Source organism: Mucilaginibacter lappiensis, assembly GCF_900155965.1.
In the GTDB taxonomy this organism is placed as follows: domain Bacteria; phylum Bacteroidota; class Bacteroidia; order Sphingobacteriales; family Sphingobacteriaceae; genus Mucilaginibacter; species Mucilaginibacter lappiensis.
Genome location: NZ_FTMG01000010.1, coordinates 99,036 through 121,913, shown reverse-complemented (window position 1 = coordinate 121,913; position 22,878 = coordinate 99,036). Strand labels below are relative to the sequence as shown.

The window sequence follows — 22,878 nt, the reverse complement described above, 5'->3', positions numbered from 1 at the left end:
TAATAAAAAAAAGATATGAGGCATTAAAACCGTGCAAACGTTCCCGGAAACGTTTGCACGGTTTCGAGAATTCAATTGTATCAAAATCGGCATAGATGATCTGTAATTTTACACTAACTTAGCCCGGTAACAGGGATGTCTTATTATAAACTAATACCATACCGGCCTGTTGAAACACCTTGAGCTAAATTATGTTTGAATCTTATACCATAAAGGATATAGCAAAGGCGTTGGGTCTGTCCACATCAACAGTATCAAGAGCTTTAAACGGGAGTTATGAAATAGGTGCCGAAACCAAGAAATTGGTATTGGAGTATGCTGAGAAGGTAAATTACAGACCAAACCCTATAGCGCTAAGTCTTAAAGAACAAAAGAGCCATTCTATTGGAGTTGTAGTATGCGAAGTAGCTAATAATTATTTTTCACAGGCTATTAATGGCATCGAATCAATTGCCTATAATCGTGGGTATCATGTTATCATCACCCAAACACATGAGTCATTTGACCGGGAATGTACCAATGTAAAGCATCTATTATCGAGGCATGTGGATGGCTTGCTGGTTTCACTATCTGCCGAAACCACCGATACCTCTCAATACCAATATCTGCACGAAAAGGGATTCCCAATTGTATTTTTTGACCGGGTGGCAGCCGATGTTAATACCCATAAAGTAATCGCGAACAACTTTAAAGGATCATTTGATGCTGCCGAACTTTTAATTAACACAGGCTTCAAAAAAATAGCCCACTTGACCAGTTCAAATAACTTACTAATCACCCGGGAAAGATTCAACGGTTTTAAGGCAGCACTTGATAAACATCATCTTGATTTTAAACCTGGTTATCTAAAACATTGTAATCAGGGGGGCATGATTCAGGATGAGATAGAATTCGCCATTAAAGAGCTGCTAAGCATGGACGAAAAACCTGAAGCTATTTTCATTGGGAGCGATCGCCTTACCATCAGTTGCATGCACATTTTAAAAAAACTGGGTATCAAAGTTCCTGACGATATAGCCATTGCCGGTTTTACCAACTCTGACGTGGTCGAGCTGTTTGATCCACCGTTGACTGTAATAAGGCAACCGGCCTTTCAAATAGGGCAACTGGCTACTGAAATGCTGATCAAGACCATTGAAAGTAAATGGCCTGTTGAAGAATTTACTACAGAGCAAGTAGAAACTGAGTTGATTGCCAGGTCATCATCTCAAAAGCCGCGTTAACATAAACGTGCTTTCTATTCTGTAAAATCCAATTCAACAGGCCTGAAGTCGTTTAAAAAACATTCATAATTAACTGCAATGCTCCATATTTATGTTCCGGGCTAAACATAGCTGTTGCGGAAATGGGCAGATGGTAATTGAAAAGTACCAGATCCTTATTAAACGTTAAACCCGTATTTACAATATTGGGCTTTGATCCGTAAAAGTTTTGATCACGACCAAAAGCGAAAGCACCAGCTGCAAAAATATGCACATCAGAAGTGCCCTCTTTCCATAGCCTGTAATCAAGTATTACATAATTGGAGTAGGCATTACCCAGATCGCCATTGCTTTTTACATAGGTATCCCGTCCCTGCACAATAGTGCTCCAGTTGATACTTAGCGGAAACGAATCTTTAAACTGGTAACCTACCGTAACATCAATAAAGTGCGATGTGCTTGCTTTATTATAGTTAAACAGATCGGCATTGGGATAGTTGGTAAAGTTGTTAATATCCCATACCGACGCACTAAAGCCCGAGTTTTTATCTTTATAGCTTACATAGTAGTCAAACTCTTTGTAATCACCTGTAAACCCTGCACCACCCCAAAAACCGACTGCAAAACTGCCGTCGCGGGTAGTATAGTGCATATCCACATCAGTTATAGGAGCGTTTGATACCTTAAATCCGCGCCATATATACAATGACCTTACCTGTAAATTAACATCAAACGGGCGATATTTTTTTACAACGATTGAGTCTTTTTTCCTTGCTGTGGTGTCTTGTGCCATGCTTTGAAGACAAAGGCATAGCCCAAGTATGGCCAAAAGGCCAGCTTTATTAATCGTTTTCATAAAACTCTGGTTTTAAAAAGAAATAATAATTGGTTTATATGTTAATGACCCAGGTTAGTATATAAAAAGGCAGCTATAGCAGCACCAATAACAGGACCTATAACAGGTATCCAGGCATAAGCCCAGTCGCTGGTACCCTTGCTTTTGATGGGTAAAATAGCGTGCATAATGCGTGGCCCCAGGTCGCGCGCCGGGTTAATGGCATATCCCGTGGTACCACCAAGGGACAGACCAATTACCCAAACGAGCAAAGCTACAGGTATGGCACCTACAGATCCTAAGCCCACTGGCGTTTTACTTGGAGTGATCTCGGCACCTGAAATATAAAAAATGGTGAACAATAGGACAAAGGCACCGATGATCTCGCTTGCTATATTCGATTTATAATTACGAATTGCTGGCCCAGTGCAAAAAATCGCTAAGATTCCACCCGGATTATTGGTGCGCTGAAAATGATCATAATACATGAGCCAAACTAAAAAAGCACCTAAACAGGCCCCTAAAAGTTGGGCAGCAATATAAATTGGTACACTGGCCCAGGCAAATTTACCGGCAATGGCCAGGGCTATGGTAACCGCAGGGTTTAAATGCGCCCCACTATATGGCCCAGCAACTACAACCCCTACAAAAACAGCTAGCCCCCACGCGGTGGTGATAACAATCCAACCGCTATTATTCCCTTTGGTATCATTTAAAACAACGTTAGCAACTACGCCATCGCCTAAAAGTATAAGCAACATGGTGCCTAACAACTCAGCTATGAATGGTGACATATTGATATTAAAATTTAATGGTGAATAATCAAATTAATTAAGCCTCAGGCAGTTCATCGGTCCAGGATTGAGCAGCATGAATAGCTTTTTTCCAACCTTTAATACCATTTTTAATTTCAGAAAGATCAGCCTCTGGCGTAAATTCTTTTTCCGATTTCCATAGCTGCTGTATTTCCTCTACGTTTTTCCAGTAACCAACCGCCAAACCTGCCAGATATGCGGCACCAAGAGCCGTTGTTTCAACTACGTTTGGCCTGATCACTTTACAATTGAGCAGGTTTGATTGAAACTGCATCAACAGATCATTCGCCGTAGCGCCGCCATCAACTCTTAATTCTTTAATTTCCATCCCACTATCAGCCTCCATCGCTTTTAGTACATCCATCGTTTGATAAGCTATAGATTCCAAAGCGGCACGTGCAATATGTGATGCTGTGGTTCCCCGGCTCAGGCCCACGATAGTTCCGCGAACATCGGGTTTCCAGTAAGGTGCACCCAGGCCGGCAAAAGCTGGCACAAAATATACGCCCTGGGTATCCTCTACAGCTAAAGCTAGTTTTTCTACATCGGCTGATGTTTTGATGATGCCCAATCCATCGCGTAGCCACTGTACTACTGCCCCGCCGATGAATATACTGCCCTCAAAAGCGTATTGAATTTTCCCGTTAATTTTCCAGGCTATGGTGGTCAACAAATTATTTTTTGATTCGATGAATTTATCGCCGATATTCATCAGCATAAAACAGCCCGTTCCGTAAGTATTTTTAACCATGGCTTTCTCAATACACATCTGACCAAAAAGCGCTGCGTGCTGATCGCCCGCGATACCCGCGATAGGAACTTTGGAGGCAAAAATGGTTGTTGCCGTTTCGCCATATACTTCACTGGATTGTTTTACCTCGGGTAACATGCTTTTAGGTATATCCAATAAAGCGATCAGTTCATCGTCCCATTGTTGTGTTTGAATGTTGAAAAGCATAGTGCGGCAGGCATTGGTAACATCAGTAATGTGTACGTGGCCACGGGTAAATTTCCATACCAGCCAACTATCAACAGTACCAAATGCCAGTTCACCTTTCTCGGCCCTTGCCCGGGCGCCTTCTACATTATCCAGTATCCATCTGATCTTCGATCCGGAAAAATAGGCGTCGATCACCAGTCCGGTTTTAGAACGGATCATATCTTCGTGCCCATCCTGTTTTAACTTGTCGCAAAAAGCGGCAGTGCGGCGATCCTGCCAAACAATGGCGTTATAAACCGGCTCACCCGTGTTACGATCCCATACGATGGTGGTTTCGCGTTGGTTGGTGATACCTATGGCTTTCAGATTAGTACCGTTTATGCCCATCTTAACGGTAGCTTCTGCTGCTACACTGGCTTGTGTTGACCATATCTCATTCGGATCATGCTCAACCCAACCCGATTGGGGGAATATCTGTTTAAATTCTTTTTGAGCAACAGATTTAATTTGCCCCTTGTGATCAAATACTATAGCTCTTGAGCTGGTAGTCCCCTGGTCTAATGCTAAAATGTAATCTTCCATAATTTAAGTTCTACACTGGTTATAATTGGTTATTTATTGTATTGGTTTAGCTTGATAAGGCTCAAGCAGATAACCATTGGCTAAAGCGGTAAACGAGGCTACCTGTTCTTTCTCCCAGGCAGCGTCTTTGTTTAGTTCTTTGGCTATCAGACTGGCCACAATTGGAGCCATATCAATAGCAGCACGTGCATTGAGAAATAACGACCGTACGCGGCGTGCCAGGATATCTTCTACATTGCGAGCCATTTCGTGTCTTACTCCCCATACCACCTCTGCCTGTATATAAGGCATATCAGGGTGCATTTTATTACCCCATTCCGCGTTTTCATTTACTAATGCCAGCAAAGCATCTTCATCGCTGCCGTACACATATAAATGATCATTTCGATTTACGTTGAGTTTACTGCCATGTATCGACAGATCTTTGGTAACGCTCGGTTTAGGGGTCAGTTTACCTACTTCAATAGCCTTATTAATAGTATCTTCTCCCATCCTGCGGTAAGTTGTCCACTTGCCCCCGGTAATGGTGATGAGCCCAGAATCGGATACCAACAGTTTATGGCTGCGTGAAATTTCCTTTGTTTTTGACGAATCACCTTCCGGAGCTGCCAGTGGGCGTAAACCGGCAAATACGCTGAGTACATCCTTGCGGGTTGGCGCTTTGGTCAGGTATTTTTCGGCGGTACGTATAATAAAATCGATCTCTTCTTCTAATGCCCGTGGTTCCAGGCTGTGCTCATTAAGTGGGGTATCTGTTGTGCCCACAACCAGTTTATCATGCCATGGAACGGCAAACAGCACCCGGCCATCTTCTGTTTTCGGAATCATGATAGCGTCCTCACCCGGCATAAATGATCTGTCGAGCACCAGATGCACACCCTGGCTTGGTCTAACCAAAGGCTTTTTGCCCGGTTTATCCATCTGTAACAGATCATCAACAAATACGCCAGTTGCATTAATAACCGTTTTACATTTTATGGTGTAGCTTTGATCGGTTTCCATATCAGTAGTAATTACTCCGGCAATTTTCTGTTGATCATCTTTAATCAGACTAACCACACGAAAGTAATTCAATACGGTAGCTCCCTGTTCAAGCGCAGTTTGTGCAAGGTTAACTGCAAGGCGTGAATCATCAAACTGACCATCATGATACACTACCCCTCCCCATAAACCTTTTTGATTGATGGTAGGCAGCTTACTGATCACTTCTTTTTTGGAGATATGTTTTGCCCGGCCAAATCCAAGTTTGCCGGCCAGCAGATCATACAGTGTTAAGCCAATGGTATAAAAAGCGCCACCCCACCATTCATAGTTCGGAATAACAAATGATTCGTTTTTTACCAGATGGGGCGCATTTTTAAGCAGCAAGCCGCGTTCATGCAAAGCCTCACGCACCAGGCCTATATCGCCCTGGGCAAGGTAACGCACACCACCATGCACCAGCTTTGTACTCCGGCTGGATGTGCCTTTGGCAAAATCGGCCTGTTCTAACAGCAAGGTTTTATAGCCCCGGGAGGCGGCATCAACCGCAGCGCCTAAACCAGTAGCCCCACCACCTACTATCACCACATCCCAAACTTTATTAGGGTCGGTTATGGATTTTACAATATCACTTCTGTTAGTTGCAACCATGGTTTTTATATTGTTATATTTTATCAATCAGTTTCGATTATTAAATCAAATTTATAAATAATAACAATTAGAAACAAAACAAAACTAATTAATAATTAATTTTTAACAAAAAAAGAACAAAAACTTCCATTTAGAATAAAAATCACATCAAAACAGCACAAATTGAAACACAATTAAAATAAAACGAAATAAAAACAATATACATCCGAAATTCGTTTCCACAAAAAAGTGGCTGTATCATAAATCCCCCTTTGTGCTGTGTTAACTATAAATTGAAATTTAACCGATAACGCTTAGACAAAAAGTGGGTTTACACTTTTTTCAAATAAAAACAAGCAATTAATTGATTATCAATAACATAAACCAATGTTAACCATAAATTATGTAAACCATGTAAACCCAATTTGTTAATGGAGTAAATCCAACCCAAGGCTATACATCGCTTAAGTATCTGAATAAATCAAAAAAAAGAGGCTGTATCATGATTTATGATACAGCCTCTTTCTATTAAAACATTGGGTTTCTACGTAAACCCTAACTTCTCAATTAAAAATTAGGTTTATTTACATCCCACCATAAACGGGTACCACCATTATCAGGACCTCCCAGCAATGTAACAGCCTTTTGCACTTCGGTGCCATTGGTATTGTACTCAATTTGCGGAAAAGCTAGTCTGCGTATCTGAATCTTAGTGTCAATGGTTCCATTACTGTTATTATTTACCACTGTAAATAGTTTAGGATATCCGGTACGACGAAACTCAGTCCAAGCCTCCTGACCTTCCGGGAACATGGCCAGCCATTTTTGAGTTATGATACGCTCCAATTTTTGTTCGTTTGTAGCACCTGCATCCCAGGCTATGGTTATAGTAGAGACTGCACTAGCGTTGTTGGCAGAATTTGACGGGTCAACATAATCAATAGGCTTACTGGCTGCATCCGCAATATAATTAGCTCCAGAAACATTCCATTGAGCCATAGAGGTATTGATCCCTGTTTCATAATTTGTTTTTGCATCACCTGCACCAGGCCAGTTACGCAGTGCTGCCTCTGCCTTCAGAAACCAAACTTCTGCAGCTGTCATCATCATCATTGGCGATCCAGAGGCAACAATAGTATTGGGGTTTAAAACGGAATAACCGCTGTAGCCTGGTTTTGCCGAAACCGCAGATCCGATGCGGATACCTTTATATTGTCCTGCAAAGCGAGTATCAGTAGCCGGCGATAAATAAACGGGCAACCGGGGATCCTTATAACCAACCATATATGATTCTATCGAAGCACCGGCTGCAATATCGGTCCAGCTGGTGGTAATTACATTCAACGGGTTATGATACCCGTCTCCCGCGATACCGGCATTATCAGCACTGGTAGTTAGTAAGCCACCTGCAGCCGACAGCGCTTTTTGTGCCTGAGCCTGCGCAGTAACCAAATCAATCTTAGTAAGGTGCATAGCCAAACGCAGCCTCAACGAATTTGCAAATTTCAACCATTTAGTATAGTCACCACCATATACCCTATCATAAGATTGAAAGGGCGTTTTACCCGGATTAGCAGCAATAAAAGTATTCAAGTTAGCCGTAGCTGTATCCAGCTCCATAAAAAACCGGTTGTAAACATTTTGCTGACTATCATAAGGGGTATTCTTTAATACTGTACCCACTTTACTGTAACCAATTGGCCCAAACTTATCAGTTACCCGATCCATTATTTCGACCTTTAAAATAAGTGCAATAGCCCAAAAATCAGGTACAGTTGCTTTAGTACCCGCATTTGCGATTCCATTGATTGCCAGGAATGATGTTGTATATGAATCGACAAAAACTGATTGATTCCAGCCGTCAACAAGGCTATAATTCAGGTTATTGATATTCCCCCTGAAAGGATTTGGCGACATCATATAACCAGCATAACAATCCCCGTTTAAGTTCTGATCAAGCTGGTAACCACCCTCTTCACCAAAAACCGAATACTGTAGCCCCGGGAATACCAAGCCTACCGGGAAATTTTTAGGCACACCAGTATTATCCGTATTGAATTTTTCAAAGTTTTTTGTACAGCTGGCAAAAGCAAGTATTACCACTGCAAGCAGACCGGCCATTTTATAATTAAAACCGCCAGGTCCTGTTAATTTATAATGCGTTTTCATTACTTTCATTTTAAAAGGTGAGTATTTACAAAGTAACATTAAGGTTAAAACCAAAATTGCGTGTTGCCGGCTGGTTAAAGGTATCTACACCCGAAAGGCCATTTCCTGTTGACATAGTAACCTCCGGATCATAAGGAGCTTTCTTGTGGAAATACAACAAGTTTCTGCCGGTTACTGCAAATCGCAGGCTTTTGAATACGCTTCTGGTAAGCGGAACGGTATAACCTAATGAAACTTCACGCAAACGCACTACGGTAGCGCTATATATGTACTGACTTGATATGCCATCACGACCACCAATAGTGGTATACCATAATTTAGGATCAATACTGCTCACTGCTTTACCTGTTGGGTCAACAGCGTTAACAGGTACACCACCTGCATTACGTGCATCGCCGGTTACTTTCGAAACTCCATATTTATCCATTACAGCCTGGGTTAATGACAACACCTGTCCTCCAAATTTGCCGTCAACCAGGAAACTAAAAGTAAATTTTTGGTAGTTGAATGTATTACTCCAGCCTAATTGGAATTTTGGGTTAGGATTGCCAATATAGTTGTAACCATCTTCGGTTATTGGCTTGCCATCGGCACCAAGCATAATACGTCCTTGAGCATCATGTTTTATTGTAACACCATATATGTCGCCAAAAGAACCACCCTTGGTTAACCTCGACTCATAAGTATTATTAAAGTTTGGTGTTAATACAAAATCATCAATACCATCTTTTGAATCAACATCAATTACTTTGTTTTTATTGGCAGATCCGTTAAAGGCTGTATTCCAGGAGAAAGAACCATTTTTAATTACATCATAACCAACCATAAACTCAAAACCCGAGTTTTGAACGTTACCCGCATTTACAAACCCCTGAGTATAGGTAGTTAGCGTTGATGGGGTAACCCGGATAAATTGATTAATCGTGTTTGATTTATAATAAGTAAAATTAACGGTTAAAGCATCGTCGAAAAAACGGGTATCGAAACCTAATTCGAATGATTTGGTCCTTTCTGGTTTTAATTCATGAAAAGGAGCATTGCCATTTAAAACAACCCCACCAGGAGCAAAATGAGTAAAAGGATCAGTTACATAGGAAGGCACAGTGTTACCTACTTGCGCATAGGTACCCCTGATTTTAGCATACGTAATAGCCTTAGGCAATTCAAACATCTGGTTTAAGATAAATGACAAACCAGCCGAAGGATAGAAGTACGAACCATTAGGTGTAAACGCCAGGTTTGATGACCAGTCGTTACGACCGGTAACCGTAAGGAAAGCCCAGTTTTTATACGCTAAATTGGCACTTGCAAATAGGGATTGTATTTGATTGTGGTTTTCAGGAAGCGTAACAATAGGAGGAGCTCCTGCCGCAGAAACTAAATTTTCGGGCAAGAACACATTGGGTATCAAAAGCCCTGTACCTGTATAGGCGTTAGAGGTGTTTGGCCCAATGACATTACCTAATGTTTTTGCATCTGTTATACTGGCACCAAGCACACCATCTACTTTAAAGTCTGATTTACTCGGTACAGTAAAGGTAAGTAAGGCATCACCATATTTTTGCTCTGTTGTTTGATTGCTCAACAGTAGTTGTCCATTAGATTTTGATAATACGGGATTAGTGCCTGCAAAAAGATCTTGCTGGTACACGTCATTAAAACGATCAAGATTTCCTCTTACCTGCAGACTTAACCATTTGGTAAAATCATATTTAACACTACCGTTTATCAATATACGGTTACGCTGTGCGGTATTGGGATTTCTGTTGGTTACCCACCATGGATTTTGTTGTATATCCTCGTTAAATGGCCAGTTTTGCGTTGGCGCCCCGTTTCCTGTAACTGGCACCGGTGGGAGTTCAAACTGATTTTTGTACGGAATAATATCACGCCCACGAGGGAACAGGTATAAACCGGTTAAGGGATTTAAATACAAACCTAAACCTGGGGAGTTATTAATCTTCTGATCAACGTAGGTGATATTCCCGTCAACAGTTAACTTATTATCTAAAAAGTGCCCTGTTTCACGAAAGTTAAGGTTATTACGAACCAGCTTATTGCCGGGTTCAACACCTCTGGCATTTGTATTTGCATACGAAAAATAAGTCTGTGCAATGTCAGAACCACCAGAAAGATTGATAGAATTAGTAAAATTACTTCCTGTTTGATAAAAATCGGACAGGTTATCATGCCCGCTCGATATTTTATCGCCCCAGCTATCTGCTCCATTAGGGGTTTGCCCATATGAATTTTGAAATTCAGGTTTATAAGCAATGCGATCCATTGACGCTGAAGAAGTAAAGCTGATCTGTGTTTTTCCAGCTTTTCCTTTTTTGGTCGTGATCAGGATAACACCGTTTTGTGCCTGGCTACCATATAATGCCGAAGCAGACGCACCTTTCAATACAGTAATGCTTTCGATATCATCAGGATTCAGGTTTGATATACCATCACCACCATCCTGATTCGTACTTGGCATACCACTACCGCCCTGACCAACACTCGTTCCGAATGTATTTGTAGGTTGAGCATTGGAATTGGAACCGTTTGAAATAGGTATACCATCAATTACATATAAAGGCTGGTTATTACCTGCGGCCGATTTGTTACCCCTTAAGATAACCTTAGCCGAACCACCTACGCCGGAAGCACTTGGCGAGATAGTTACACCCGAAATTTTACCATTCAGGGAGTTCATCAGGTTATCGCTTTTTACACGGGTAAGCTCACTGCCGCCTATTTGCTGCGAAGCATATGTAATTGATTTTTCTGACTTTTTAATGCCTAAAGCTGTTACCACAACTTCGCCCAGTGTTTTCGAATCTTCTGCAAGCACAATATTAAGAGCTACTGCCGGACCAACTACGGTAACTTCTTTTTTGGCATAGCCTATATAGCTAACAACCAACACCTCCCCGGCACTAGCTTGTACGGTAAATGCACCATTTACATCGGTCTGAGTTCCCCGACTAGTTCCTTTTACCTGTATATTAACACCAATAAGCGGTTGTCCGCTGGCGTCTTTCACGGTTCCTTTAATAGCGTCAATTGCCGCTAAAGTTCCGGCATTGTTTTTAATGAAATGCAGATGATCTGCTACCCTAAAGCCTGCCATTGTGCGGGCGTTGACTCCAATAGCCAAACAGGGCATAATTAATGCGAGTAATGTTTTTTTCATGATTAAGCGGTTATAGTATTTTTTAATTTTTTGAGTTGTTTTTTCTTAGCGTGTTTTATCCATAGGCTGTTGATTAAAGTGAATAGTTAAAATATCATCGTCTAAATATTCCATGACCAGGGCAGCGGCGCCTAAAAGCTCGGCGTCAAAACCAAGAGACGAAATAAGCAGTTCGGTTTTTGCCGCCAAACGCGGAATACAATATTTATTTAACGCCTGTTGTATAGGTGCCAGCATTATTTTAGCGGCTTTTGTACCCCTGCCACTTAAAATTATAGCCCGTGGGTTCATAATATGTATTAGTATGGCCAGGGCTTTACCTATTTTGTAACCTGCATCCGAAAGCAGATCTATCACATACTGATCGCCAATGTCAATCGCATCAAAAATGGCTTTCGCGATTACCTCCAACGGCTCGTTAATAAATGACTTTAAGGATGATAGCTTGCCCTGTTTAATACCTTCTATCGCCCTTTTAGTTACCACCAGCATCGATGCTTCGGCTTCCAGGCAACCTTGTTTACCGCAGAGACATAGCGTACCGTCTTCAGACAAAGGGATGTGGCTAAATTCACCGGCAAAACCATCACTTCCCCTGAAAATGGTACCGTTAACTATCATTCCTAAACCAATTCCCCAACCCAGGTTAATGACCATGGCCTGATCTTTTGACCGCGCCGCACCAAATTTTTGCTCGGCCAATGCAATTAAACTTGAGTCATTATCAATGTATATCGGAAGCCCGATAGCATTTTTAATGTAGGACGTTAGTTTTTCACCGCCTGTATCCAGGTATGAGTAATTCATTCCGTCAGAAACGCTGACGAAACCCGGCATACCAATACCGATCCCCAATATCCTGGTTTTATCTATGCCACTATTTATAATACAGTTGTTAATATGCTCTATCAGTTGTGGCAAAGCATCAGGATTATCATTTAATGACAACGCTATCATTTTAACTTCCGTTATCGGTTTATTGTGCATATCCGTAATTAACATACGGGTAGAAAACTGATCCATCGCGATAGCCATGATGTACATAGCATCTGGTTTTACCGAATACATCAAGGGTCTTCTACCCCCGCTTGACGCGGCATAACCAATTTCCGCCACGAACCCCTCTTTGATCAGCTGGTTTATTATTTTATTTATTACAGGAATACTTTTATTATAAATCGCGCTTAATTCACTATATAAAAGCGATTTTTTAAAATACAATTGCTTTAAGATATCACTCTTTAATTGGGCACTTTTAATTTGCTTATGCCTACCTTCCATAAATAATTGGTTATTATCCAAACATAATTAATTAATTCTAAATTTTTAAGCAATCTTTTTGATTTTTTTTAATAAGTATTTGAACAAATAAAATAATTTTCAAATTTGATTGATATAAATAATATTATCTAATAAAAACTGCAACAATTATTAACGATAATTATAATACTCGCAATAATTAAGCTTATTTAGCAAAAAGGTAAGCTATATATTCATCTTACGTGGAGAAGGTCGAACTAAACAAATGCAAGGCTTTATTGGTATAACAGAAATCCAGACCCAATATATTACGCACATTTCATTACATTTATATGTAAATCATTTAAACCTATGGATCTTATTATCAAAATAATCATTGGGCTGGTAGCCCTTATTCACTGTTATATACTATGGCTGGAAATGTTCGCCTGGACAACCCGCGGCCCCAAAGCCTTTAACAAACCTCTGGCAGAACTGGAAAAGAGCAAGGTTTTGGCCGCCAACCAGGGTTTATATAATGGCTTTTTAGCAGCCGGTTTAATCTGGACATTTTTTATCAGTGATGCCCATTGGCATACTAATATTGCCTTATTTTTCCTGATCTGTGTGGCAGTCGCAGGAATTTACGGTGCGCTTACCGTAACCAAAAAGATATTCTTTATTCAGGCAGTTCCCGCGTTGCTGGCCATGATCCTTATTTTGATCCGGTGAGAGAAAACTTTTTAAACCTTTAATTTTAACACTTTTTTAGTCAAAACCAGGGCGAAAAGGCTTAGTAATTGCCCGCTTTAATTAAATTTTAACGCCATTTTAACAAATTTTTGATGGGTTTTGCAAGGCTTAAAAAGTATTAAATAATTGATATTCAAATATATACATACAAATCGATCAATTTTTGGTCTTATTTTCCCTTTAACCAAACAGCCCGGTTCATCATTAAATATGAACCGGGCTGGTATAGATATAAATATACGAAATATTAGGGAGATTTTTGGAGTAAAGATTTTTTGGCAACAAGGAGCAAAGATTTTCCTTGCCCTTCTATCCTTACTCTTCGTTCCTTCTATCCTTGATCTTTGCTCCAAAAAAAGTCCTTATTCCTTACTCCTTAAATCCTTGCTCCATCTCGCCATCACCTGATCTGAACCCAGGTATAGCTTTCTGGTTTCAGGGTAAAAGTGCAGGTTATTTTATAGTCACGGCTCAGCGTATACTTTTTCGCTGGGCCCTCCTGTTCCTGAACCGTAGCTGTGCTGGTCAGTCCGTTATAATACAACGGGATAGTGATGGTACGGGTAATGGCTTGCTTCAACGGGTTATACAGCATGAGCATTCCTTTGGTTTGTAGGTTAGGGTTAACGTGTAAAATACCGTCCCAATCGCGGCCATCGGCACGGCGCAGGTGAATGATCTGCGAGTTGAGGATATCGCGATATTTTTTATACCAGTTAATCACTTTGATAACCGTTTGCTTAGTGGTTTCGGTATCATACAGCCGCGGACCTCGATAACAGGCTTGTACCCCTGCTCCGTAATACTGCGCCATCAATTGTTCGTAATCTTTCAGGTGGTCTTTCAATGGCTCCAGTAACGCTTCCGGGCCGCCGCCCTGGTATTTGGTGAGCGGTACAAATCCCCAGCTCATGGAGGCCGTTTTTTCCCAGGTGCCGTCAAAAATATTTTGCCGGTTCAGGATCATCTGGTTTTCGCGCGGCAGCGAAAAATTCACTTCGCGATAGCCGATGCCTATTTTGTTGGTTCCATCTAAAAAATACCAATCGGGCGCATTGATATATACCCCTTTTGAATGCAGGGAATGATAAAGTTCCTTTTGGATCTCCATTTGCTGCCATTGCGAATCATCCAAGCCTTTGTGCCCCGGATGCGTTGTGGATGCGCATACGTCACCCGGATATGGGCCATCATTTTCCCATATATCAAAATTGGTTTGCGCATAAAAAGTTTTTATTTTATCACGATAGGCCAGTCCCCATTTACTGCCGAAACAAGGCGCATTACCAAAGAAGGCGCCTCCCGGTTTACCCGTTTTAGGGTCGATCACATCATCCTCATCACTTATCCTGCGGGAGCTAAATAATGAGTATCCACCTATAAACACCTTTTTGCCATGCGCGTAAGCAGCCAGCTGTTTCCACCTTTTAATATTTGCGGCAGAGGTATCTTCCATATTGCAATGACTGCCGAAACTTAGTATCACCGCTTCGTAGCCGGTTGCCGCGCATTGATCTATCGCGGTTCGCACCTCCTCATCATTACGGCTCACCAGATGCATAAATATGGGATTCGCGGTTGTCCAGGGTGCTACGGTGTTGTACATCGTACGGATAGCCAGTCCCCGCCGTTCGCGATCGTAACTATCCATTAACAGCTCGTTGGTACGTACGGAATTAAAAATTTCTCCTTTTTGCAAATCGATACCGGGGGCCTTATCCGGGTAGATCTCCAGCAGGCATGGGGTCTGATAATCATAATTTACTTGCGAGGTATAAGTCGAATCAGCCTTCCAATGCGTAGTTTGATCGCTCAGGTCATACCGCATGGCATTATTAAAGGCATAATTTGTTTCGAGGTATATGCCCTGTGGTTTGGCCATATTGGCGGGCGTACCCACCACGGCGCTCTGCTCCTCCACCATGCCCAACACTTCACTAACCACCCGGTTGATCTTAAATGATTGATCGCCTTTGTTTTTTATGCTAAGTGATTTAATGATCAAGGGGAGTCCATCATACAGTTCATAACTTATCGTAACCTCTAATCCGGCTAACTCAGTAGCGCCGGGCTGATAATAAAAATCAATCTGCTGACCACCGGGTTGTTGATGATTGCTAGCCCAGAATTTACTTTTCCAGTTCAACCGGGGTGTAAGTGTCCTGATCTCAAAACGTTTTAACTGGAAATCCTTTTTACCGGCGCTGAAATTATCAATCCATTCGGGTAAAAGATAGGCGTTCTCCTTCTGCCCTATCAATCCACCTACATTATAATTTTTGCCGTTGATGGTTAAACGGGCCTCGGGCTTAACCGACCGTAGCAACTGCTGTCCGTTAACCAGATTGGTATAATCGGTACAAACCAAATTGGGACTCAATTTGAATATCCTTTTAACCAAACCGTTATTCAACGTGATCTCCTTGCCAGAAGCCGAGGGTTTGATCACTGCTTTATAAGGTGTTGGGTTCAACAACCAGTCGGCCTGTGGTTTGGTTTGAACGTTAACCGGGAAACATGATCCTATCAGCATAAAACAACTGATGATGGCTGCAGGTGCCTGTTTCAGGTTAAGGGAAGATATCATCATAGTGATCATTTATTTAGAGATGGATCCAGTTGAATTGACAGATAAGGCCTTCAGTAATTGGGCTTTTGCCTCACGGTATTTTTTTACGGATACGTTGTAATCATTATAGCTGGTAAAAATCTGAGCGATAATACCGGCCGCGGCCGTGCTGTCCTTACTTTGCAATAATCTCAACAACTCATAATCCTCAATACCAATGCGGTGTGATTCAAAACGCTGGGATGATAACGGCCCATCCGCACCGGGATAAATAATATGGGTATCGCCCGCCGGGAGTTCGTTGTTGATTGCCGCGCCCGGTGCAAAGTGATGTACCACGCTTTGTTGTAAAGGATCGGGAACATGGTACTGATTTAGGCCCCAGTGCAGAAAGCCTAAAGTGTTGTATTTAGCAGCGGCCCAGCCAAAGTACACCTGCCGTAATCTTTCCTCATCAAGCGTGCGGTTGAGCCATTTGCCGCCGGGTGTTAAACAGGTATACACCAATACGTTTTCGTTATGCTTTTTCCGCTCATCAAAAAAAGCCTGGTTTTCCTGGTAATCATCAATGGTGGGGCACCATAGGTCCACACTGCCGGCCAGGCTGTCCCTGTCATTTGTGGCCTCCATAATTTTTATAGCCGGATATATGGATCGTACTTGTGCCACTACCTCCCGGTAACACTTGGCCTGTACTTGCTTGGGCTCGTCGGAGATATGCTGCAGCCAGCTATGTTCCAGGTTATTTTTAACGCAAAAGTTTTTAATTAAATGCACCATGGTATCCACATCCTGTTTGGCTTCCGGGGTATGGTATCGCCTCTTGGTCAGGGAAACTTTCAATTCCGGATCGTTCCAATCGTCATTATCACCACGATACATGATGTGGGGCGATTCAAAATATTTAAAACCATATTTCCTGAAAACAGCTATAAAATCCAGCAGCCGTTTTTCGTCCAGGGCGATGTGGTTATCACGATAGCTCAACAGCTCGTCTGGAATATTGATACAATTTTGACGGCCATGCGCCATCAACTTCGCGTACTTATCGAGCATGGCAAACCAGTCTTTTGTCCAGCGCTCTACATGCTGGCGTTTTTCCATCTGCACCATATTGAACCAGTTGGTGTAGAAAAAATGCTGATCGGCCACCGAGGGCAGTTTTACAGGATAAACTTTGATGGTGAACAAAGCCTTACGCTGCCAACCTTTTCCTTTAACCAGAATATGACAGGTATAGTCCCCGGCTTTGGAAATCAGCGACCTGTCGATACTCAATCTTAACGCGGTGAATTTATTGCTGCTTACTACCTGAGCCTGCTTAAGTGGCTGAATAGCTTCATAAATACGAAAAGGCGCGCGGCGGATAACATAAGGGTTGATCTTATGATTATAGATCTCGGTTCTGCCGGTTAAGCCTGTATTCCGCTCTACGGGGACATCCAATAGCTGGCTCCAGGCCGATAACGGCACCCGATGTTTATTGATATCAGCGGATACAGATATGTTGCTTCCCGGGTCAGTTTCGATCAGCACATGAACATCGGCATTGGTATTCAGGGGGAAATCCTCCCGGTAGTTAGCAGTGTATTGCTCTACGTGATTGGTATCGGGGTAGATGGGCTCTAAAGGGTCGACTAATTTGATACTTTGCGCCTGGAGGTTTGTTAGGCCACCAAGTAGGAATAAGAGGATTGTAATTCTTTTGATCATGATATTCTTTTAATTCTATTGATGACTCAGGGCTATTTATCATTCGCGATTTCCTGGTCGGATAGCGCCCTGCCCCATATTTGCAGCTCATCTATTTTACCGTGGAAACCGCCTATCTCCCTCAGCGGGAAAAACAGGGTTTCTACCTTGCGCATCTTTGTTTTTTCTTTATCGGTAAACTGGATCCAATCGTCATATAGTTTCTTTTGCAGCTGACCATTGATATACAAGCTTGTTCCTTTATTAGTGCCGGAAATCACCACATGCGTCCAAACATTTCCGGGAACGGCATAATCAAAATCGAAGTTGTAACCGTCCCGCGAGAAGCCTAATTTGCCGGTGTTGCCCTGTTTTAATTTCACTACAGAGTTGGGGCCTTTGAATAATGTCACATCATCTGAGAGGTTATCGGCTGGATTGATCCAAAAGGAAACGGTATAATTATAACCGATCTCCGGATATGGCAACGTAGCCATACTTTTATCACCCGAGAAGGCCAGAGCCTGCCCTTTTATGCCTTTAGTATAGGTAACTCCCTGAAGCTGTAACCGGCGGTCGGCTTTATCAAATGTAAAACGGGTAACAAAGGTGCTATCTGTTCTACTTATCCTACCCCTGATATTTACAGCCGGACCTTCGCCAATATGTTTACTGGCTACGGCAAAATCGGGATAGGCGTTTTCGGTGTGATTTCCATCCCACATTTTTTGCGATAAAACCTGCATCGCCGGAAATACCCGATCGTTCACATCTTTTTCGCTGATGCCATTGCCTACAATATCATTCCATTCGGCAAAAGAGCCGCCAATAATAGTAGGGTCGCCGGGCGGGAAGTGCACATCACCAATCATGGATGGTGTCCAGTTGTCGTAAATGTTTTTATAATCCAGATAATCATAATAATAGCCTGCGGCGGGGACAATGTATAGCCAGCCGTCGGGCGTGCTGATCTGTTGATAACCCAACTTTTTCATGTCGACAGGGTTGGCATAACCATTATACCAGGTATTCATGGTGACGTTTTTAACGGTTACGGGCGTGGTGCCCGCGGCATGGGTCAGCGCTCCCCAAACCCTTACATTTTTTCCAAAACCTTGTACGTATTTGATAAAATGATCGGTAAAGGCACGGAAAGCTTCGGCGTCTTTTTTGGCATATTCGTCGGTGCCAATATGGACTTCTTTACCTGTAAATACCGGATGATCGCCACCTATATATTCCTTCAGTATATTCTCAATAACGGTATAGGTAAGCGGGTTGTGCAAATCAAGGTGATCCATGCCGTACAGTTTACTGCCGGTTTCAGGAACTACTTTGGTGAAGGCGAGGGCATGCGCGGGCACATCTATTTCGGGAATGATGCGTACGGCATAGTCGTTGGCTAATTGCTGTAATTGAATGAACTCCTTTTTGGTGTACGAGCCATCTTTGGCGGTAAGACCGGGGTAGGTGGCGTTCTCCAGGCGAAAAGCCGAATAGGTGCTGTCCCAGCTGTTATTAAAGTATTTTTTGAAGCCATTATCATTCAAATGGATCTGAAAATCGTTCATTTTATAGTAGGACATCAGTTTTACATAGTTGCGTAAAAATTGCAGACTAAAAAACTTACGGCCATCATCCAGTACAAAACCCCTCACTTTAAATTCGGGATAATCACGGGCGATGCCTTTGGGGATGCTGGTTTGATGCTCCAATAACTGCAACAAAGTACGTGTACCCCAGAATAGTCCCTCGTATTTAAGAGAGCTAATGGTAACATATTCGCCAACCTTAAAATAATAACCCTCTTCGCCAATGCTTTTATCCGGTTCCTGCAGGGTTAAAAAGATATCTCCCTTTTCGGGCTTGCCGGTTACTATGGATAAACTTAATCCTGTTTGTTCTTTGATCTCTCGTTTTAAAATGGCGGCTACTTTTTGCAGTACATTTCTGTTTGCAGTATGTAGTACTATCCGGTCGGAAGATGTTAACACATAATTCCCCTGACCGCCGTGCCACTCGCGCAGCGCGGGGATAATAAAGGGCTGGGAATTGATACCCTTGCCAGCAAATTTCCCGGGAACGGTTACCTGTTTAGAAACATCGTATTTGAGCGTATCCATTTGGTTGCTGATCAGTTGAAAATACAGGTTCACTTTGCTGTCCACTAAAGGGCTATTAATTGCCCCTGTACTATCAATGATAGGTGAACGGTCACTGCCTTTAAACAACAGGTGATATCCTTCGGGAGCCTGAGGAGCAACGATCCTTTTATCACCGCGTTGTATAGCGCGGACTTCCGGTACGGCCGGAACTGTTTTGTTTTTTGTTTGAGCGAAGCCAAGCTCTGATAGGAACAGGATTGCGGGTAATAAAGTCTTGGAAAGATGTGATAGTTTTAGTACGGACATGCTATTGTTTAATGTTTCTGTTGATGGTAATCAGGAGAAAATGATATTTAAAGTTTGATTCTTGGTGATGGTGATCTTTTTATTAAAAGATAATAGCAGGGTATTACTCTCCTGCTTCAGGTTTGCAGGAACATGGACCGCGCCCAGTGTTACCGCTACCGAACTGACTTTGCCTCCAGCGATATTTTCAAGGACAATATCTTTAAGCTCCAGTTTGCCGTACTTTAATTCCAGATTATGGGTTTGCTTTGCTCCACTTAGCCTTTGGGTGTAAGTACCCCAGCCCTCGGCGGTGGTGAAGGGCGCTTTAAAATTGGTGCTGTTCCATTTGGGCGCAAACCTGATATAAGCCTTCGGACCATGATATTCAAAGCCACAAGCGGTAATAAAGGTGCCGTAACTGGCCATGGCGCGGGCGTAATGGTCACTACATTCTATTTCATTAAAAGGATTTCTTTTGGCGGCGTGGTAACGCTCATGAATAACCCGGGTGAGGATCAGGCTTTCGTCTACCATGCCCTCGGCCATGAGGTGGGCAGCAACCTGGTGTTCAAAGCCGCTCATACATTCATGAAAATAGCCCAGCTGCCAGGTGGTATTTTCGCCGTAAGGTTTGGGCTCATTATGCGGATTGGTGTTCATGATCATCCCGCCTTCGCCGGGCAAAGCATAGGGCCTGCCGCCGGTATGCGTTTTGATATAAGGTCCCACATCTGTAGTAAAATTGTATTTCCATAAAGCTTTAAGCGCCGATGTTGATTTCTCCTTACTGATGATCCGCGGCAAGCCTACCTGGAAGGCCCAGCTTTGCCCGTAAACCTGGTCGATATGACAGGTATTGTATGATCCCAGTTCTTTACGCCCCTTAACCGCATCCGGTCGATGGATAAAATACTCGCCGTTAAACAATTCCTGCTCCATATTTTTGCTACCCTTGGCTACATACTGTGCACAAACGTTTGCAAAGGGCTGGTCGTTCATCTCAACTGCCATAGCGTGGGCGGCACTGGCAGCGGCTATACAAAGGCCAACTATCCAGGCAATTTCCCCTTCCCAAACCGCGTCGAGGGTATTTTCCATAGGGCTGTCGGTCATGCCGTCGCCGTTCTTATCCTGGGTCAGCATAAACTGTACTGCTTTCTTGATCTTGGGCCAGTTGGCTTGCAGGAAGGTATTATCGGCACTCATCTGGTGTTCACGATAAAAGCGGAGTATGGTTCCGGCTTGTCCGTCGATGGCCGGGTGGGTTTCGTCCTCACCTCGGAAAAGGATGGCACCGGTGTCTTCCTTAAAACCAACACCCAGGTCAACCCGCTGCCTGAGGTCTCTTTCCAGTTCCGGGAATATACGGGCAACCGAATGCGCATATTGCCATACGTGTGTACAGGTGCCGGGGCAAGCCCCCACCCCTTCCCAACTCCAAAACCGGCCATCCGCAAAACGATAGGTATTGGCGGTGGCCAGCGTGCCAATATTGACAAACGTGCGCTCCAGAAACCATTGCGGCAGGGTGGAGTTATTCCATGTGGCGCTCCATAGCTCTGTTATGGTGCCTAGCTTTTCAAAATTGGTATCCAGGTACTGGCTCACCTCACGGGCATCTTTAAAGCGCGCGCCATAGTGAAAGCCCCCTTCCGCGTCTTTCACCAAGTTTTTCAGTTTTGGATGCGGATTGTTAAAATGCCAGCTGATGGAATAATCTGCGGTGAATGATTTACCTGGAGCAAGATCCTGTTTTATGAATATACCGCTTACCAGTTTTTCCGGTGCATCTGCACTCGCTGATTCCATAACTGGCAGCTCAAAATGCTGTTCTGTAACCGGCCAGGGCGATATATTTGCTATGCCTTTAGCGTTATCCTTGTGCAGGGTGAAACACATGGTACCGTAGTCCTGCGTCTTTTTTAACGCTTCGTTAGCCGTATCAAATGACGAAAAGACGCTGGTTGCTTCACTTGTTTTCTGCACGGTATTAACCCGTTTCCCTGTACCCTCTTTCCCGGAGAGTTTGTTGGCTCCGTTCTCCATCCAGCCCAATACCGAAACCGGGATCGGACTATTCGTACTATTGTTTACCGTAAGCCTTAAAATGGTAGCAGGCAAGGCTGAGTTTTCTGCATCCAGCGGAATAAACGGCGGGTATATTTTTAAACTCACCGCTACCGGAAAATCTTTGCTTTTGTATTCTACCGTGGCTATGGGGTATGCAGGTTTAAAGATAATCTCGTCCCACTGATCCTCATTCAATTCTTTGATAAACGTTTTCCCATCAACAACTACTTTTACGGCGAAGCCCTGCTCCAATACCCGCAGGTTGTTAGCTATAGCAGGTTCTATATAGGCAGATCCATCCCTTGCCTGTATAGTTCGTTCTGATGTACCGTCGTTCCATTTTACGGCTTTGGATTCAATTCCTTCGTGGCTGCCCTCAAAGGTTTCATTATAAATTTGCCATAGCCAAAGCCTGCCGTCGCCACCGGCATAAACAGTTCCGGCATGCAGCCCTCCTACGGGCATACCGATATATTTAAGCTCGTTTTTACTTTTATAATATGCTGTTGCTTCTCCCCTGTCGTATAGCGACTTTATCCATGCAGGATCAATATTTTTCCGCTCGGGTATGTTATGCAACGGATAGCCTGGCGCAAACACATACCTGCTCCATGCCGGAAACTGCACAGCAGCTAAACCAGCGGTCAGCAGGCCAGTTTTTTTAATAAAATCTCTACGGTGGATAGGTTTCTTCTGCATATTTTAATAGGTTTTCAGGTCTTGTATAAACCCGCATTTGGCTTTTCTAATATCAATATTATCAGTAGGATATATAACTATTAAACAAACGTTTGCGTGATCATAAAATCAGGAAGCAACAACCATGGATA

Annotated in this window: 13 protein-coding genes; 2 read left to right on the top strand and 11 right to left on the bottom strand. The window is 42.9% G+C overall.

The window, feature by feature from the left end; all coding sequences use genetic code 11:
• Positions 1 to 191 precede the first annotated feature (191 nt).
• Positions 192 to 1,223 carry a LacI family DNA-binding transcriptional regulator gene (locus BW976_RS18480; protein ID WP_076375158.1) on the top strand — a complete coding sequence of 344 codons (1,032 nt, stop codon included), beginning with the start codon at positions 192 to 194 and terminating at the stop codon, positions 1,221 to 1,223.
• 52 nt (positions 1,224 to 1,275) lie between these two features.
• Here BW976_RS18480 and BW976_RS18475 read toward each other — a convergent pair whose 3' ends face one another.
• From BW976_RS18475 to BW976_RS18445, 7 genes are all read right to left on the bottom strand, one after another.
• Complete coding sequence (locus BW976_RS18475) at positions 1,276 to 2,058, bottom strand: hypothetical protein (protein WP_076375156.1); 783 nt, start codon at positions 2,056 to 2,058, stop codon at positions 1,276 to 1,278.
• 41 nt (positions 2,059 to 2,099) lie between these two features.
• On the bottom strand, positions 2,100 to 2,831 hold the full coding sequence (locus BW976_RS18470) for an MIP/aquaporin family protein (RefSeq protein ID WP_076375154.1): 732 nt from the start codon (positions 2,829 to 2,831) through the stop codon (positions 2,100 to 2,102).
• Between the two features lie 37 nt (positions 2,832 to 2,868).
• Positions 2,869 to 4,374: a glycerol kinase GlpK gene (gene glpK / locus BW976_RS18465; RefSeq protein WP_076375152.1), complete on the bottom strand. Its 1,506-nt coding sequence runs from the start codon at positions 4,372 to 4,374 to the stop codon at positions 2,869 to 2,871.
• Positions 4,375 to 4,407: 33 nt separating this feature from the next.
• On the bottom strand, positions 4,408 to 6,006 hold the full coding sequence (locus tag BW976_RS18460; RefSeq protein WP_076375377.1) for a glycerol-3-phosphate dehydrogenase/oxidase: 1,599 nt from the start codon (positions 6,004 to 6,006) through the stop codon (positions 4,408 to 4,410).
• Positions 6,007 to 6,552: 546 nt separating this feature from the next.
• Positions 6,553 to 8,154 (bottom strand): SusD/RagB family nutrient-binding outer membrane lipoprotein, encoded by a 1,602-nt coding sequence (locus BW976_RS18455; protein WP_076375375.1) that lies wholly within the window; start codon positions 8,152 to 8,154, stop codon positions 6,553 to 6,555.
• A gap of 25 nt (positions 8,155 to 8,179) precedes the next feature.
• Positions 8,180 to 11,332 (bottom strand): SusC/RagA family TonB-linked outer membrane protein, encoded by a 3,153-nt coding sequence (locus BW976_RS18450; protein WP_084192265.1) that lies wholly within the window; start codon positions 11,330 to 11,332, stop codon positions 8,180 to 8,182.
• 45 nt (positions 11,333 to 11,377) lie between these two features.
• Positions 11,378 to 12,613 (bottom strand): ROK family protein, encoded by a 1,236-nt coding sequence (locus BW976_RS18445; protein ID WP_076375148.1) that lies wholly within the window; start codon positions 12,611 to 12,613, stop codon positions 11,378 to 11,380.
• A 330-nt stretch (positions 12,614 to 12,943) separates the two neighbouring features.
• Here BW976_RS18445 and BW976_RS18440 point away from each other — a divergent pair, with 330 nt between their 5' ends.
• On the top strand, positions 12,944 to 13,303 hold the full coding sequence (locus tag BW976_RS18440; protein ID WP_076375146.1) for a DUF1304 domain-containing protein: 360 nt from the start codon (positions 12,944 to 12,946) through the stop codon (positions 13,301 to 13,303).
• 421 nt (positions 13,304 to 13,724) lie between these two features.
• On the opposite strand, the gene BW976_RS18430 is transcribed toward BW976_RS18440, so the two are convergent.
• The 4 genes from BW976_RS18430 to BW976_RS18415 are packed head-to-tail and all read right to left on the bottom strand — an operon-like array spanning position 13,725 to position 22,747.
• Entirely contained in the window at positions 13,725 to 15,914 is a 2,190-nt protein-coding gene (locus BW976_RS18430) for an alpha-galactosidase (RefSeq protein WP_217696278.1), read from the bottom strand.
• A gap of 9 nt (positions 15,915 to 15,923) precedes the next feature.
• Entirely contained in the window at positions 15,924 to 17,606 is a 1,683-nt protein-coding gene (locus tag BW976_RS18425; protein ID WP_076375142.1) for a DUF4091 domain-containing protein, read from the bottom strand.
• 32 nt (positions 17,607 to 17,638) lie between these two features.
• A complete protein-coding gene (locus BW976_RS18420) occupies positions 17,639 to 19,996 on the bottom strand; it encodes a family 20 glycosylhydrolase (protein WP_217696277.1) in 2,358 nt (785 codons plus the stop codon).
• Between the two features lie 30 nt (positions 19,997 to 20,026).
• On the bottom strand, positions 20,027 to 22,747 hold the full coding sequence (locus tag BW976_RS18415) for a GH116 family glycosyl hydrolase (RefSeq protein ID WP_076375139.1): 2,721 nt from the start codon (positions 22,745 to 22,747) through the stop codon (positions 20,027 to 20,029).
• Between the last annotated feature and the right edge of the window lie 131 nt (positions 22,748 to 22,878).